Origin of the sequence: Streptomyces sp. NPDC005181 (genome assembly GCF_040608395.1) — a bacterium.
Lineage (GTDB): Bacteria > Actinomycetota > Actinomycetes > Streptomycetales > Streptomycetaceae > Streptomyces.
Genome location: NZ_JBEXID010000030.1, coordinates 56,126 through 71,484 on the forward strand (window position 1 = coordinate 56,126; position 15,359 = coordinate 71,484).

General features: G+C 68.1%; 17 protein-coding genes. All 17 read right to left on the bottom strand.

Annotated features, from left to right (window positions below):
- Nucleotides 1-79: 79 nt before the first annotated feature.
- Nucleotides 80-526, bottom strand: a complete 447-nt coding sequence (locus ABZV38_RS20470) for a DUF2550 domain-containing protein (RefSeq protein ID WP_356328882.1) — start codon at nucleotides 524-526, stop codon at nucleotides 80-82.
- 137 nt (nucleotides 527-663) lie between these two features.
- Nucleotides 664-1,038, bottom strand: coding sequence for a F0F1 ATP synthase subunit epsilon (locus tag ABZV38_RS20475; protein WP_030915989.1), 375 nt, complete (start codon nucleotides 1,036-1,038; stop codon nucleotides 664-666).
- A 110-nt stretch (nucleotides 1,039-1,148) separates the two neighbouring features.
- On the bottom strand, nucleotides 1,149-2,591 hold the full coding sequence (atpD, locus tag ABZV38_RS20480; protein ID WP_356328884.1) for a F0F1 ATP synthase subunit beta: 1,443 nt from the start codon (nucleotides 2,589-2,591) through the stop codon (nucleotides 1,149-1,151).
- Nucleotides 2,591-3,505: a F0F1 ATP synthase subunit gamma gene (locus ABZV38_RS20485; protein ID WP_356328886.1), complete on the bottom strand. Its 915-nt coding sequence runs from the start codon at nucleotides 3,503-3,505 to the stop codon at nucleotides 2,591-2,593. Before ABZV38_RS20485 ends, atpD begins: the two co-directional genes overlap by 1 nt.
- A 3-nt stretch (nucleotides 3,506-3,508) precedes the next feature.
- On the bottom strand, nucleotides 3,509-5,080 hold the full coding sequence (atpA, locus tag ABZV38_RS20490; protein WP_356328887.1) for a F0F1 ATP synthase subunit alpha: 1,572 nt from the start codon (nucleotides 5,078-5,080) through the stop codon (nucleotides 3,509-3,511).
- Nucleotides 5,081-5,213: 133 nt separating this feature from the next.
- Complete coding sequence (locus ABZV38_RS20495; RefSeq protein WP_356328889.1) at nucleotides 5,214-6,029, bottom strand: F0F1 ATP synthase subunit delta; 816 nt, start codon at nucleotides 6,027-6,029, stop codon at nucleotides 5,214-5,216.
- Nucleotides 6,026-6,571: a F0F1 ATP synthase subunit B gene (locus ABZV38_RS20500; protein ID WP_356328891.1), complete on the bottom strand. Its 546-nt coding sequence runs from the start codon at nucleotides 6,569-6,571 to the stop codon at nucleotides 6,026-6,028. The genes ABZV38_RS20495 and ABZV38_RS20500 overlap by 4 nt, the downstream gene beginning before the upstream one ends.
- A 42-nt stretch (nucleotides 6,572-6,613) precedes the next feature.
- A complete protein-coding gene (gene atpE, locus ABZV38_RS20505; protein ID WP_028804225.1) occupies nucleotides 6,614-6,844 on the bottom strand; it encodes an ATP synthase F0 subunit C in 231 nt (76 codons plus the stop codon).
- A 74-nt stretch (nucleotides 6,845-6,918) separates the two neighbouring features.
- Nucleotides 6,919-7,740 carry a F0F1 ATP synthase subunit A gene (gene atpB, locus ABZV38_RS20510; protein WP_356328893.1) on the bottom strand — a complete coding sequence of 274 codons (822 nt, stop codon included), beginning with the start codon at nucleotides 7,738-7,740 and terminating at the stop codon, nucleotides 6,919-6,921.
- 225 nt (nucleotides 7,741-7,965) lie between these two features.
- A complete protein-coding gene (locus tag ABZV38_RS20515; RefSeq protein WP_356328895.1) occupies nucleotides 7,966-8,403 on the bottom strand; it encodes a hypothetical protein in 438 nt (145 codons plus the stop codon).
- A 262-nt stretch (nucleotides 8,404-8,665) separates the two neighbouring features.
- Nucleotides 8,666-10,051: an MraY family glycosyltransferase gene (locus tag ABZV38_RS20520; RefSeq protein ID WP_356328897.1), complete on the bottom strand. Its 1,386-nt coding sequence runs from the start codon at nucleotides 10,049-10,051 to the stop codon at nucleotides 8,666-8,668.
- 92 nt (nucleotides 10,052-10,143) lie between these two features.
- Nucleotides 10,144-11,409: a serine hydroxymethyltransferase gene (gene glyA / locus ABZV38_RS20525; protein ID WP_356328899.1), complete on the bottom strand. Its 1,266-nt coding sequence runs from the start codon at nucleotides 11,407-11,409 to the stop codon at nucleotides 10,144-10,146.
- 96 nt (nucleotides 11,410-11,505) lie between these two features.
- Nucleotides 11,506-12,147 (bottom strand): protein-tyrosine-phosphatase, encoded by a 642-nt coding sequence (locus tag ABZV38_RS20530; protein ID WP_356328900.1) that lies wholly within the window; start codon nucleotides 12,145-12,147, stop codon nucleotides 11,506-11,508.
- Nucleotides 12,144-12,791 (bottom strand): L-threonylcarbamoyladenylate synthase, encoded by a 648-nt coding sequence (locus ABZV38_RS20535; RefSeq protein WP_030915951.1) that lies wholly within the window; start codon nucleotides 12,789-12,791, stop codon nucleotides 12,144-12,146. Before ABZV38_RS20535 ends, ABZV38_RS20530 begins: the two co-directional genes overlap by 4 nt.
- Before the next feature lie 61 nt (nucleotides 12,792-12,852).
- Complete coding sequence (gene prmC / locus ABZV38_RS20540) at nucleotides 12,853-13,698, bottom strand: peptide chain release factor N(5)-glutamine methyltransferase (protein WP_356328902.1); 846 nt, start codon at nucleotides 13,696-13,698, stop codon at nucleotides 12,853-12,855.
- A 47-nt stretch (nucleotides 13,699-13,745) separates the two neighbouring features.
- The gene (gene prfA, locus ABZV38_RS20545) at nucleotides 13,746-14,822 is read right to left on the bottom strand and encodes a peptide chain release factor 1 (protein WP_356328903.1); all 1,077 of its coding nucleotides are present in this window, start codon (nucleotides 14,820-14,822) and stop codon (nucleotides 13,746-13,748) included.
- Between the two features lie 186 nt (nucleotides 14,823-15,008).
- On the bottom strand, nucleotides 15,009-15,233 hold the full coding sequence (gene rpmE / locus ABZV38_RS20550; RefSeq protein WP_356328905.1) for a 50S ribosomal protein L31: 225 nt from the start codon (nucleotides 15,231-15,233) through the stop codon (nucleotides 15,009-15,011).
- Nucleotides 15,234-15,359 lie beyond the last annotated feature (126 nt).

Genomic DNA, 15,359 nt, shown 5'->3' on the forward strand with positions numbered 1-15,359 from the left:
GCCCGTAGCTACGGGCCGTCAGGCCACGTCCACCCTCCGCGGACCTCGTCCGGGGGACCTCTTTCCGGCGAGGCCCTTTCTAAGCGACATTGACGCGCTGGCCGGGCGGAGCCGCCTCCAGCCAGGCGAGGAATCCGGTGAGGGCGTCCTCGCTCATCGCCAGCTCCAGGCGGGTCTCGCGGTGGAGACAGCCGAGCACGACGGCGTCGGAGAGCAGCGCCAGCTCCTCCTCGCCCTCGGGCAGCCGCCGGGCGACCACCTCGATCGAGGAGCGCTCAAGAACCCGGCGGGGACGGGGGGCGTACGAGAAGACCCGGAACCAGTCGATCTTGTCGCCGCTGTACCGGGCGACGCCGTACACCCAGCCCTTGCCCGAGAGGTCGGGCTCGGCCGGCACATTCCACCGCACGCTGCAGTCGAACGTCCCGCCGGAGCGCTGAATCAGCCGTCGGCGCAGGCCGAAGACGAAGAGACCCACCGCGACCAGTACGACGACCAGGCCGCACACCCACAAAGCGAGGACCATCTCCACCGACCTCCTCGCATCGTCGAGTAACGGATACCGCCCGGACTGCAACTGCACCTGCATCGCCTCAGCCGCGGCACGGTCTGGAGAGTTCCAGCTCGGGCCGCGGCTGAGGGTAAAAACACTCGGTGGGGTGCTTAACGCACCGCCACCGCACGGAGTCGGACATCGGCGCGGCGCTCGGCGGCGCCGTCCGTCTCCGACTTCGCACGCTCCAGCGCACGCTCGGCGCGCTGGACATCGATCTCGTCCGCCAGCTCGGCGATCTCCGCCAGCAGCGACAGCTTGTCGTCCGCGAACGAGATGAAACCGCCGTGCACAGCCGCGACTACGGTTGGGCCCTCGCTCGTACGGATCGTCACCGGGCCCGACTCCAGCACACCGAGAAGCGGCTGGTGACCGGGCATGACGCCGATGTCGCCGGACGTGGTACGCGCGACGACCAGGGTGGCCTCGCCGGACCAGACACTGCGGTCCGCGGCGACCAGCTCGACGTGCAGCTCAGCAGCCAAGAGTGGCTCCTCGGGTCACCACCCGGCCGTTGAAGCCGGGTGTTGGGTCAATTCTACGGGGCGTGGTGAGGGGGACGGGACGCACCCGCCCCCCTCGGTGAGCCATGGGCTCAGGAGACGCCGAGCTCCTTGGCGTTGGCCTTGAGGTCCTCAATGCCACCGCACATGAAGAACGCCTGCTCCGGGAAGTGGTCGTACTCACCGTCGCAGATCGAGTTGAACGCGGCGATCGACTCGTCGAGCGGCACGTCCGAACCGTCCACGCCGGTGAACTGCTTGGCGACGTGGGTGTTCTGCGACAGGAAGCGCTCGACACGACGGGCACGGTGGACAACGAGCTTGTCCTCCTCGCCCAGCTCGTCGATACCGAGGATCGCGATGATGTCCTGGAGGTCCTTGTACTTCTGGAGGATCCCCTTGACACGCATGGCGGCCTCGTAGTGGTCCGCCGCGATGTAGCGCGGGTCCAGGATGCGGGACGTCGAGTCCAGCGGGTCGACCGCCGGGTAGATGCCCTTCTCCGAGATCGGGCGCGACAGAACGGTCGTCGCGTCCAGGTGGGCGAAGGTGGTCGCCGGCGCCGGGTCGGTCAGGTCGTCCGCGGGGACGTAGATCGCCTGCATCGAGGTGATCGAGTGACCGCGGGTCGACGTGATGCGCTCCTGCAGCAGACCCATCTCGTCGGCCAGGTTCGGCTGGTAACCCACTGCGGACGGCATACGGCCGAGCAGCGTGGAGACCTCGGAGCCGGCCTGGGTGTACCGGAAGATGTTGTCGATGAAGAAGAGCACGTCCTGCTTCTGCACATCGCGGAAGTACTCCGCCATGGTCAGACCGGCAAGCGCGACACGCAGACGGGTGCCCGGGGGCTCGTCCATCTGACCGAAGACAAGGGCGGTCTTGTCGATGACGCCCGACTCGGCCATTTCCTCGATGAGGTCGTTGCCCTCACGGGTGCGCTCACCGACGCCCGCGAACACCGACACACCGTCGTGGTTGTTGGCGACGCGGTAGATCATTTCCTGGATCAGAACGGTCTTGCCGACACCGGCACCACCGAACAGACCGATCTTTCCACCCTTGACGTACGGGGTGAGAAGGTCGATGACCTTGACGCCGGTCTCGAACATCTCGGTCTTGGACTCGAGCTGGTCGAAGCTGGGCGCCTTGCGGTGGATCGGCCAGCGCTCGGTGACCTCGGCCTCGGCCTCGGGCTTGTTCAGGATCTCACCGAGGGTGTTGAACACCTTGCCCTTGGTGATCTCGCCGACCGGCACCGTGATGCCCGCGCCCGTGTTGGTCACCGAGGCCTGGCGGACCAGACCGTCGGTGGGCTGCATCGAGATCGCGCGGACCACGCCGTCGCCGAGGTGCTGGGCGACCTCGAGCGTCAGCTTCTTGAGCTTGCCGCCCTCGGCCGGGTCGGCCACCTGGACGGTCAGCGCGTTGTAGATCTCCGGCATTGCGTCGACGGGGAACTCCACGTCGACGACCGGGCCGATGACCCGGGCGACGCGGCCCGTGGCAACGGCCGTCTCAACTGTGGTCGTCATTACTTGTCACTCCCCGCGGTCGCGTCGGCCAGCGCACTGGCACCACCGACGATCTCGCTGATTTCCTGGGTGATTTCGGCCTGTCGGGCCGCGTTGGCAAGCCGGGAGAGGCTCTTGATGAGATCTCCGGCGTTGTCGGTGGCCGACTTCATCGCGCGGCGGCGGGCAGCGTGCTCGGAAGCAGCGGCCTGCAGCAGTGCGTTGTAGATCCGGCTCTCGACGTACCGCGGAAGCAGGGCGTCGAGGACGTCCTCCGCCGACGGCTCGAAGTCGAAGAGCGGCAGGATCTCGCCCTTGCCCTCTTCTTCCTTCGTCGTGTCGAGGCTGAGCGGCAGCATCCGGTTGTCCACCGGGTTCTGCGTCATCATCGACACGAACTCCGTGAAGACGATGTGCAGCTCGTCCACGCCGCCCTCGGCGGTCTCCTGGGTGACCGCTTCGATCAGCGGGGCCGCAGCCCGCTTCGCATCCGCGTACGTCGGGCTGTCGGTGAAGCCGGTCCACGAGTCCGCGATCTTGCGCTCGCGGAAGCCGTAGTAGGCGACACCCTTGCGGCCGATCACATACGTGACGGCCTCCTTGCCCTCACCGCGCAGGCGCTCGGTCAGTCGCTCCGCCGCCTTGATGGCGTTGGCGGAGTAACCGCCGGCCAGACCGCGGTCGCTCGTGATGAGCAGGATCGCGGCCCGCGCCGGAGCGTCGGCCTCGGTGGTCAGCGGGTGCTTGGTGGTGGAGCCGGTCGCCACCGCGGTCACCGCACGGGTGAGCTCGGTCGCGTACGGCGTCGACGCCACCACCTGGCGCTGCGCCTTGACGATGCGCGAAGCGGCGATCATCTCCATCGCCTTGGTGATCTTCTTCGTGGCGGTGACGGAGCGAATGCGGCGCTTGTAAACGCGAAGCTGAGCGCCCATCGATCAGCCCTCGCCCAGGAGCTTGCCGTCCGAGGTCTCGAACTGCTGCTTGAAGGCGGCGATCGCGTCGGCGACCGACTGCAGCGTGTCGTCGGACATCTTGCCGCCCTCGGCGATGCTGGTCAGGAGGTCCTTGCGCTCGCGGCGCAGGTACTCCAGCAGCTCGCTCTCGAAGCGACGGATGTCCTCGACCGGGACGTCGTCCATCTTGCCGGTGGTGCCGGCCCAGACGGAGACGACCTGCTCCTCGACGGGCATCGGCTGGTACTGGCCCTGCTTCAGCAGCTCGACCATGCGCTTACCGCGCTCCAGCGACGCCTTCGAGGCCGCGTCCAGGTCGGAACCGAAGGCGGCGAACGCCTCCAGCTCACGGAACTGGGCGAGGTCCACACGGAGACGGCCGGAGACCTGCTTCATGGCCTTGTGCTGGGCGGAGCCACCGACACGCGAGACCGAGATACCGACGTTCAGGGCCGGACGCTGGCCGGCGTTGAACAGGTCGGACTCCAGGAAGCACTGACCGTCGGTGATGGAGATGACGTTGGTCGGGATGAACGCCGACACGTCGTTCGCCTTGGTCTCGACGATCGGGAGGCCCGTCATCGAACCGGCGCCCATCTCGTCGGAGAGCTTCGCGCAGCGCTCCAGCAGACGCGAGTGGAGGTAGAAGACGTCGCCCGGGTAGGCCTCACGGCCCGGCGGACGGCGCAGCAGCAGCGACACGGCGCGGTAGGCGTCGGCCTGCTTCGAAAGGTCGTCGAAGATGATCAGGACGTGCTTGCCCTGGTACATCCAGTGCTGACCGATGGCCGAACCGGTGTACGGCGCCAGGTACTTGAAGCCGGCCGGGTCGGACGCCGGGGCGGCGACGATGGTCGTGTACTCGAGCGCGCCGGCCTCTTCGAGGGCACCGCGCACGGAGGCGATGGTGGAGCCCTTCTGACCGATGGCGACGTAGATGCAGCGCACCTGCTTGTTCACGTCGCCCGAGCGCCAGTTGTCGCGCTGGTTGATGATCGTGTCGACGGCCAGAGCGGTCTTACCCGTCTGACGGTCACCAATGATCAGCTGACGCTGGCCGCGGCCGATCGGCACCATGGCGTCGACGGCCTTGTAGCCGGTCTGCATCGGCTCGTGCACCGACTTACGGACCATGACGCCAGGGGCCTGCAGCTCGAGGGCGCGGCGGCTGTCGGTCGCGATCTCGCCGAGACCGTCGATCGGGTTGCCGAGCGGGTCGACGACGCGGCCGAGGTAACCCTCGCCGACGCCGACGGAGAGCACCTCACCGGTGCGCTGCACCGGCTGGCCCTCCTCGATTCCGCTGAACTCGCCGAGAACGATCGCACCGATCTCGCGCTCCTCGAGGTTGAGGGCGAGACCGAGGGTTCCGTCCTCGAACTTCAGCAGCTCGTTCGCCATGGCCGAGGGAAGACCCTCGACCTTCGCGATGCCGTCGCCGGCAACGCTGACCGTACCGACCTCCTCGCGCGAGGCCGCGTCCGGCTTGTACGACTGGACAAAGTTCTCCAGCGCGTCCCGGATCTCCTCCGGCCGGATCGTGAGCTCCGCCATCTGGGTTCCCTGCTCTCCTTGTTGGGCCCGAAGTTTCTTAAGGGGGTCTGGGGGCCGACCCCCAGGAATCTTCTGCAATTTCTGCACGGCCCAACCGGGCCGCTGGTCTTGCTTGTTCTGTTGCTGCGCTGTGTCAGCCGGCCATGCGACGGGTCGCCTCGTCGAGGCGCTCCGCGATGGTGCCGTTGATGAGCTCGTCGCCGACCCGCACCGCGATCCCGCCGAGGACCGTCGGGTCCACATCGAGATTCAGGTGCATCGGCCGACCGTAGATCTTCGCCAGTGCGGCACCGAGGCGCTGCTTCTGCTGATCGCTCAGCGGCACTGCCGACGTGACCACGGCGACCATGCGGTCCCGGCGCTCCGCGGCAAGCTTGGAGAGGGACTCGAGTCCCGCTTCCAGGCTACGTCCCCGGGGCTGGGTCACAAGCCGCACGACGACGCGCTCGGTGGCGGGCCGCGTCTTGCCACCGAGCAGGCTGCGCAGCAGCTCGCTCTTGGCGGCGGTGGACGCGGACCGGTTGGTGAGCGCGGCGCGCAGCTCCTTGTCGGAAGCCACAATCCGGCCGAACCGGAACAGCTCGTCCTCGACGTCGTCGAGGTCTCCGCTGCGCTGGGCGGCGGTGAGGTCTGCGATGTTCGCCAGTTCCTCGACCGAGTCGACCAGGTCGCGCGACTGCGACCAGCGGGACCGGACCATGCCGGAGATCAGGTCGACGGCCTCGCCGCCCACCTGGCCGCGCAGCAGCCGTCCGGCCAGCTCCGCCCTGGCCTCGCCGGCCTGCGACGGGTCGGTCAGGACCCGTCGCAGTGACACCTCGCGCTGGAGCAGCGCCGTGACGGCGGCCAGCTCCTCGGCGAGCTTCGCCACGTCGACCGACGTGCTGTCGGTCAGCGCGTCGAGACGCTCACGTGCGGCAGCCAGTGCCTCGCGGCTCGCGCCGTTCATCGGACAGCCTCGGCCTTCGCCTCGAGCTCGTCGAGGAAACGGTCGATGGTGCCGCTCTGGCGGGCGTGGTCCTCGAGGGACTCGCCGACGAGCTTGCCGGCCAGGTCGGTGGCGAGCTTGCCCACGTCCTGACGCAGCGCGGAAGCCGCAGCCTTGCGGTCGGCCTCGATCTGGGCGTGACCGGCAGCGATGATCTCCTCGCGCTGCCGCTGGCCTTCCGCCCGCATCTCCTGCAGGATCACGACGCCCTGCTCCTGCGCCTCCTGGCGCAGGCGCGCGGCTTCGTGGCGGGCCTCGGCGAGCTGAGCCTTGTACTGCTCAAGAACGCTCTGGGCCTCGGTCTGGGCCGCATCGGCCTTCTCGATACCGCCTTCGATGGCCTCGCGGCGCTCGTCCAGAACCTTGTTGATGTTCGGGAGGAGCTTCTTGGCGAGGAGGCCGAAGACGATCAGGAAGGCGATGAGGCCGATGACGAGCTCGGGAATCGGCGGGATGAGGGGATTTTCCATCTCCTCAGCCGCGACCGTAAGCAGCTGGCTCACATCAGTGCCTTTCGTCTAGGTGGCTGGTCGTGGATCCGAAGATCACGTGCCGTAGACGAACGGCATGACCAGACCGATGAGGGCGAGCGCCTCACAGAAGGCGAAGCCGAGAATCTGGTTGGCGCGGATGAGACCGGCAGCCTCGGGCTGACGGGCGAGAGCCTGGGTGCCGTTACCGAAGATGATGCCGACGCCGACGCCGGGGCCGATCGCGGCGAGGCCGTAACCGATGGAGCCGAGGGAGCCGCTGACGGCAGCAAGGGTCTGGGACATGCCAGTTCTTCCTTCTCTTTCACGGACCGATGGGGGTTGGCCACCGGACGAATAAGGGTCGGAGCGCGAGATGCTCAGTGGTGCTTGGCGAGCGCGCCCTGGATGAAGGTGCAGGTCAGGAGTACGAAGACGTACGCCTGCAGCGCCTGGATGAAGAGCTCGAACGCGGTCATCACGATGACCATCACGAACGAGACGCCTGCGTAGGCAATGCCGATGCCGTTCAGCAGGTACCAGCTGGCAATCGTGAACAGCAACAGCAGCGTGTGCCCTGCAAACATGTTCGCGAAGAGTCGGACCGCGTGGGTGAAGGGGCGGACCAGCAGGTTCGAGAAGAACTCGATGAGCATGGCCAGCGGGAGCACCGGGCCGAGCGACTTGTCGTAGCCGGTGATGTTCTTCCAGCCGCCGACGAATCCGTGCCGCTTGAAGGTCAGGCTGACCCACAGGACGTACACGATCAGGGCCAGCACGATCGGGTACGCGATGATCGACGTCACCGGGAACTGCGCCACCGGGATGATCGACCAGAGGTTCATCATCCAGACGAAGAAGAACAGCGAGACAACAAGCGGGACGTACTTCTCGCCCTCACGCTTACCGATGGTCTCGTAGACGATGCCCCGGCGGATGAAGTCGTAGCCGCTCTCGGCAACCATCTGCAGCTTGCCCGGGACGACCTTCGGCTTACGGAAGGCGGCCCAGAAGAAACCGACGATGATGATCGAGCCGAGCAGCGCCAGCAGCATCGGCTTGTTGAAGTACAAGTTGCTGCCCGCTTCACCCCACAGGGGCTCGAACAGGAACGAGTGCAAGCCGGGTGCCGGGAAACCACAACCGTCGAAGATGTGGCAATCGGTCTCGAAGGCGAGCACCTGTGTCGGGTCAGCACTCACCGCGGGCTCCTTCAGCGTGGCGCATAGGTACGGCAACCTCGTTGTGTCGGCGCGGCGCGCAGCCGCGGTTCGGCACTGGACTGGTGTTACGGATGTGTGAGCGGCAGTCAGGCATTGAGCCTCGCGATCGAGCAGGCGTCAGCTCACATGCCCGCGCCCGCAGTGCCGCAGTTGGAACCGGACGATAGCAGGGTCCAGAACGTGCACTTATTCCGCCCCTACCTTTCACGTCTGCGCGCCCGTGTTTTTGGGCTTGTCGCCCTGGTCGGACTCGGGCTCGACGTAAAGGATCTTGGCCTTCATGTGCGCACGCGCCTGTGCGCCGATCCACACGAGTGTCGTCGCAACCAGCGTGAGCGCAAAGGCCTTCGGGTTGAACAGCGTCGTGTTCTTGAATGCGGCGACAAAGATGAACAGCAGGAGAAGCTGAGCTGTATACAGCATCAGCCCCATCGCCTGGAACAAGTGAGGCAGGGACCTCGCGGTCCGCTGCAGGACCATGAGACCGATCCCCATGAAAAGGATCACCACGATCGTCGCAACGACCGCGCCCAGGGCTCCCTTGCCGCCGGCGACGCCACCGCTGATGGCGGCGGCAACAGCGCCGGCGACAGCGGTGGGTACGGCGGCGTGAAGGAGAGTCCGGACGTCGTTGGACGGCATGGCGGCAGCTCCGCTTGCAGGGGGTGGGCAGTGTGTCGTCATGGACGAGCGTAGGCCCGGTCCGAGTCGATGCCTCGCGCCGATGGACCGTCTCACAAGGGTCCTTCGGCTCCGTCACCGGGCTTAGTGAACGGTATCACAAACTATTTGATGAGGTCTTTACCAAGAAAGTGTGGTCGCTGTCACACGTGAGAGCTAGCCCGCGCGTGTGAGCAAGACAACTCAACGCTTTGTCTGGTAATGCCCTCAGTGCCCCGAATCGTTAGCGGGCCGTATCAGCCTTGTGCCTCTCCGGGAGACGCGAACGGGGACCGATCGCGGTCGCTCCGTTGACGCCGGAGACCCCCACGACAACGGCGCGTCGCCCCTGGAGCTCATCCGCGTCCTGCCCCATCTGCGCCTCCTGGGACTCCTGTTGGGCCCCGTACGCGGATGAGGGCGCCGCTCCCGACGCGTCGCCCCGGCGGTCCCGGCGGCGGTAACGGGGCGGCACGAAGCGCTCCGCCCAGCGCGGTACGCGCGGGGTGAAACGGGGCATCAGCAGCAGGACCAGCCCCACCGCGCTGAGCCCCACGATCACCAGCACGATCCACAGCGATGCCGAGTGCACGGAGTAGCCGACCGTCCCGAAGGCGATCAGAGCCGACCAGAAATACATGATCAGCACGGCCCTGCTGTGCGAATGGCCGATCTCCAGCAGCCGGTGGTGCAGATGGCCGCGGTCCGCCGCGAACGGCGACTGGCCGTTCCAGGTACGCCGCACGATCGCCAGCACCAGGTCGGCGGCCGGGATCGCGATGATGGTCAGCGGCAGCAGCAGCGGGATGAAGACCGGCAGCATCGCGTGGGTGGCCTCGCGCTCACTGCCCGCGAAGAGCTTCATCGCGTCCGGGTCGACCTGGCCCGTGACGGAGATCGCGCCGGCCGCCAGCACGAGGCCGATCAGCATCGATCCGGAGTCACCCATGAAGATCCGGGCGGGATGCATGTTGTGCGGCAGGAAGCCGAGGCACATGCCCATCAGGATCGCGGTGAACAGCGTCGCGGGGGCGGCCGCCTCGATCATGTGCCCGTACCAGAGCCGGTACGTGTAGAGGAAGGACGCGGCGGAGGCGATGCACACCATGCCGGCCGCCAGGCCGTCCAGGCCGTCGACGAAGTTGACCGCGTTGATCGTGATGACGACCAGAGCGACGGTGAGCAGCGTGCCCTGCCACTGGGTGAGGGCGACCGTGCCGATGCCGGGGATCGGCAGCCAGAGGATCGTCAGACCCTGGATGACCATGACCGCGGCGGCGATCATCTGCCCGCCGAGCTTGATCAGTGCGTCGATCTCGAACTTGTCGTCGAGCACGCCGATCAGCCAGATCAGGGCGGCGCCGGAGAGCAGCGCCCGCGGCTCGTTGGAGAGCTGGAAGACACCGTCGAGGTTGTAGAGATGGTCCGCGACGATCAGTCCGGCGCACAGCCCGCCGAACATGGCGATGCCACCGAGCCGCGGTGTCGGTTCTCGGTGCACGTCACGCGCACGGATCGCGGGCATCGCCCCGACCGCGATCGCGAACTTCCGCACCGGACCGGTCAGCAGATAGGTCACCGCGGCCGTGACACACAGTGTCAACAAGTAATCACGCACGGGCTGCCCCACAGATATCGCCGGCCATCTCAGCCCACACCTTAACTACGTCGGCCTCATGGTTGAGGACACGGAGGTACGCGTGATGGTTGCACGAGCCGTGTCTACCCCGGATAGGGGGGATATTTCCCTGCCAGTTCCCGCACCTCCGCACGGACGTCGCCTTCCTCACGTACCGCCGCTCCGAAGAGCACCGCGATCCGCGCCATGTCGGCGTCGCCCATGCCCTGGGTGGTGACCGCGGCGGTGCCGAGCCTGATGCCCCGGGCGTCCCCGTACGGCAGCGCGCAGGTGTCCAGCACCATGCCGGCACCCGCGAGCCGCTCGCGGGCGGTACGGCCGTCGACGCCGAGCGGTGCCGGGTCCGCGACGATCAGATGGGTGTCCGTGCCGCCGGTGGTCACCTCGAAGCCCTCGGCCTCCAGACCGGCCGCCAGCACTCGCGCATGCTCCACCACCCGGTGTGCGTACCCCGCGAACGCCGGTGTCGCCGCCTCGCCGAACGCCACCGCCTTGGCCGCGACCGTGTGCATCTGCGCGCCGCCCTGGGTGAAGGGGAAGACCGCCCGGTCGATCCGCTCGGCCAGCTCCGCACCGCACAGGATCATGCCGCCGCGCGGGCCGCGCAGCACCTTGTGCGTGGTGGCACACACCACATCGGCGTACGGGACGGGACTGGGCGCCGCTCCCCCGGCGATCAGCCCCATCGGATGCGCGGCGTCGGCGATCAGATACGCGCCGACCTCGTCGGCGATCTCGCGGAACACCTCGTAGTCGGGGTGGCGGGGGTACGAGATCGACCCGCTGACGATCGCCTTGGGCCGGTGGGTGCGGGCCAGAGTGCGCACCTGCTGGTAGTCGATCAGACCGCTGTCGGAGTCGACCCCGTAGCCGATGAACTCGAACCAGCGGCCGGAGAAGTTGGCTGGCGAGCCATGGGTGAGGTGTCCGCCGTACGGGAGTCCCATCGCGAGCACCGTGTCGCCGGGCCGCAGCAGCGCCGCGTACGCCGCGAGGACGGCCGAGGAGCCGGAGTGCGACTGGACGTTGGCGTGCTCGGCACCGAAGAGTGCGGTGGCCCGCTGGACAGCGATGTATTCGGCGGCGTCGGCCATTTCGCAGCCGCCGTGGTGGCGGACGCCGGGGTATCCCTCGGCGTACTTGTTGGCGAGCGGCGAGCCGAGGGCGGCGAGGACCGCGGGCGAGGTGAAGTTCTCGGCGGCGATCAGCTGCAGCGTGCTCGACTGCCGGTACAGCTCCCCCAGCAGCACGTCGGCGATCTCCGGGTCCTCCCGGATCAGGGCTGCGAAGTCCTGCGGCAGGGCGGTGGCGTGGGCGGAGGAGGGTGCGGCGGGGGTGGTGACCGACATCTGACGGCTCCGGGCCTGGGGTGGGGTGCGCTGGCGTCAGATCCAAGGTAGGCCAGTACCCGGCTCCCTGCCTGCTGCGCGCTGCCCCCGGACGCGTCAGTGCGGGGCCGGTACGCCCGTCAGTGCGGTGACCACCGGGTCGAGGGCCTGGTTGATCTCGTCGCCGATGGAGCGGAAGAACGTGATCGGGGCGCCGTACGGGTCGTACACCTCGTCGGCCTCGGCGGTGGGGGCGAGCAGCCAGCCGCGCAGCGCGGCCGCCGCGCGGACCAGCGCGCGGGCGCGTTCGACCACGCCCTCGTCGCGCGCATCGGGCAGCGTCGCGGGGTCTATGGCCCGGACCAGCCGGGTGAATTCCTTGAGCGTGAAGGTCCTGAGGCCGGCCGAGTGACCCATCGAGATCACCTGGGCGCGGTGGTCGCGGGTGGCGGTGAGGACGAGGTCGGCGCGGATCACGTGCTCGTCGAGCAGTTCGCGGCCGACGAAGCCGGTGGCGTCGGCGCCGAAGTCGGCGAGGACGATCTCGGCGTTGGCCTCCATGGGAGCGCCTTCGTGCCCCCAGGTGCCGGCGCTCTCCACGATCAGGCCGCCGCTGAGCCGATCGCCGAGGCGGTCCACCAGGGCATGGCGGGTCAGCCGCTCGGTGATAGGCGAGCGGCAGACGTTGCCGGTGCTGACGTGGAGGATGCGGAAAGTGTCGGTCTGCCCCGCTATGCCACGCCCCTCAGGGGCGGTCAATTGGCCACCTCAAGGTCGGGTACCACCTTGCGGAGTTCCTCGACGGAGAGCGCACCGGCGCGCAGCAGTACCGGCACCTTGCCCGTGACGTCGACGATGGAGGACGGCACGATGCCGGGGGTCGGGCCGCCGTCGAGGTAGACGGAGACGGAGTCGCCGAGCATCTCCTGGGCGGCGTCGCAGTCCTCGGGAGACGGGTGTCCGGTGAGGTTGGCGCTGGAGACGGCCATCGGGCCGACCTCGGTGAGAAGCTCGATGGCGACCGGGTGCAGCGGCATCCGTACGGCGACGGTGCCGCGGGTGTCGCCGAGGTCCCACTGCAGCGACGGCTGGTGCTTCGCGACGAGCGTGAGGGCGCCGGGCCAGAAGGCGTCGACGAGCTCCCAGGCCTGCTCGGAGAAGTCGGTGACGAGGCCGTGCAGGGTGTTCGGGGAGCCGATCAGGACAGGGGTCGGCATATTGCGGCCGCGGCCCTTGGCGTCGAGCAGGTCGGCGACGCCCTCGGAGCTGAAGGCGTCCGCACCGATCCCGTACACGGTGTCGGTGGGCAGCACGACCAGTTCGCCGCGGCGCACGGCGGACGCGGCTTCGCGCAGACCCGTCGTACGGTCGGTCGCGTCGTTGCAGTCGTATCGCCGTGCCATCAGCCGGCCTCCTCAAGCGTGTACGGGTACGGGTCGTGCGGGTGCATGTGCACGGTGCCGGTCACGGCATGGCCTTGCGGGCCGTGGCGAACCGGGGGCGTCCGTTCAGGTCGGGGTGGTCGGCCGCGTCGGCCCAGCCCCGCTCCTCGGTGAAGATCCAGGGCACCTGACCGCCCTGCGTGTCGGCGTGCTCGATGACGACGAGACCGCCGGGGCGCAGCAGACGGTGTGCGGTGCGTTCGATGCCGCGGATGGTGTCGAGGCCGTCCTCGCCGGAGAAGAGCGCCATCTCCGGGTCGTGGTCACGGGCCTCGGGTGCCACGTACTCCCACTCGGTGAGCGGGATGTACGGCGGGTTGGAGATGACCAGGTCGACCTGGCCGTCGAGCTCGGGAAGGGCTGTCAGAGCGTCTCCGCGGTGCACGGTGACCCGGGACCCCTCGGCGTTCTTCCGCGTCCAGGTGAGGGCCTCCTCGGACAGCTCCACGGCGTGCACGCGCGAGCGCGGCACCTCCTGGGCCATGGCGAGGGCGATGGCGCCCGATCCCGTACAGAGGTCGACGATCATCGGCTCGACGACGTCCATCGCACGGACGGCGTCTATCGCCCAGCCGACGACCGATTCGGTCTCCGGGCGGGGGACGAAGACGCCGGGGCCGACCTGGAGCTCCAGGTAGCGGAAGAAGGCACGGCCGGTGATGTGCTGGAGCGGTTCGCGGGCCTCGCGGCGGGCGATTGTCTCCCAGTACCGGGCGTCGAAGTCCGCGTCGGGCACATGGTGCAGCTCGCCCCGCTTGACGCCGTGCACGAACGCGGCGAGTTCCTCCGCGTCGAATCGCGGTGAGGGTACACCGGCGTCGGCCAGCCGCTGGGTGGCCTGGGCCACCTCGGCGAGCAGCAGGTTCATCGCGGTTCTCCGTACGGGTTCACGGGCGGGGCGGGGCGGGGCGTTGCTTATGCGGAGGCGAGCTTGGCGGCGGAGTCGGCGTCGACACAGGCCTGGATGACTGCGTCCAGCTCACCGTCGAGCACCTGGTCCAAGTTGTACGCCTTGAATCCGACGCGGTGGTCCGAGATCCGGTTTTCCGGGAAGTTGTAGGTACGGATCTTCTCGGAACGGTCGACGGTACGCACCTGGCTGCGCCGGACGTCCGAGGCTTCCTGCTCGGCCGCCTCCTGGGCCGCGGCCAGCAGTCGCGACCGCAGGATACGCATCGCCTGCTCCTTGTTCTGGAGCTGGCTCTTCTCGTTCTGGCAGGAGGCGACGACACCGGTCGGCAGGTGCGTGATACGGACGGCGGAGTCCGTCGTGTTGACGGACTGGCCGCCGGGGCCCGAGGAGCGGTACACGTCGATACGGAGATCATTGGCATGGATCTCGACTTCGACCTCCTCCGCCTCGGGCGTGACGAGCACACCGGCTGCGGAGGTGTGGATACGGCCCTGGGACTCGGTGGACGGCACCCGCTGCACGCGGTGCACGCCGCCCTCGTACTTCATCCGGGCCCACACGCCCTGACCGGGCTCGGTGGCGCCGTTGCCGCCCTTGGTCTTCACGGCGACCTGGACATCCTTGTACCCGCCGAGCTCGGACTCGGTGGAGTCGATGATCTCGGTCTTCCAGCCGACGCGCTCGGCGTACCGCAGATACATGCGCAGCAGATCGCCGGCGAACAGGGCGGACTCGTCACCGCCCGCACCCGCCTTGATCTCCAGGAGCACGTCCTTGTCGTCGCTGGGGTCGCGCGGGACCAGGAGGAGGCGGAGCTTCTCGGTGAGCTCCTCGCGCTGCTTCTCCAGGTCCTTCACCTCGGCGGCGAAGTCGGGGTCGTCCGCCGCCAGCTCGCGGGCGGTCTCGATGTCGTCCCCGGTCTGCTTCCAGGAGCGGTACGTACCGACGATCGGGGTCAGCTCGGCGTAGCGCTTGTTGAGCTTGCGCGCGTTGGCCTGGTCGGCGTGGACCGCGGGATCCGCGAGCTTCTTCTCAAGATCGGCCTGTTCACCGATCAGTTCCTCGACCGCCTCGAACATCGGGGGCTCCTGGGGGTGGGGTGTCCCCTGCTCATCAAGAGCTCGGGGAAGTGATTCGACGTGCCTGCTGGACGGCGTGGTGCTGTCCGGGCGGGGGTGCGGGGACGACCCCGTACCCCGGCCGGAAAAAAACGCCGGTCTCGGCGCCCCCAAGAAGAGGGCGCCGAGAACCGGCGCAAGGGCTCGCTACTTGCTGGCGGAGCCTGCAGCCTTGCCGAAGCGGGCCTCGAAGCGGGCCACACGGCCACCGGTGTCGAGGATCTTCTGCTTGCCCGTGTAGAACGGGTGGCACTCGGAGCAGACGTCGGCACGGATGGCACCGCCGTCGATGGTGGACCGTGTGGTGAACGACGCGCCACAGGTGCAGCTGACCTGCGTCTCGACGTACTGGGGGTGGATGTCGCGCTTCAAGGGTGTCTCCTAGGTTCGGGAGGGCGCCGGGTCGTACGCGCGGATTTGCGCATCCGTGAACCGGGGCCGACGTACCAGTCTGCCAGGACCGGCCGTATCTCCCAAAACCGGGGTCGGGCCGCAACT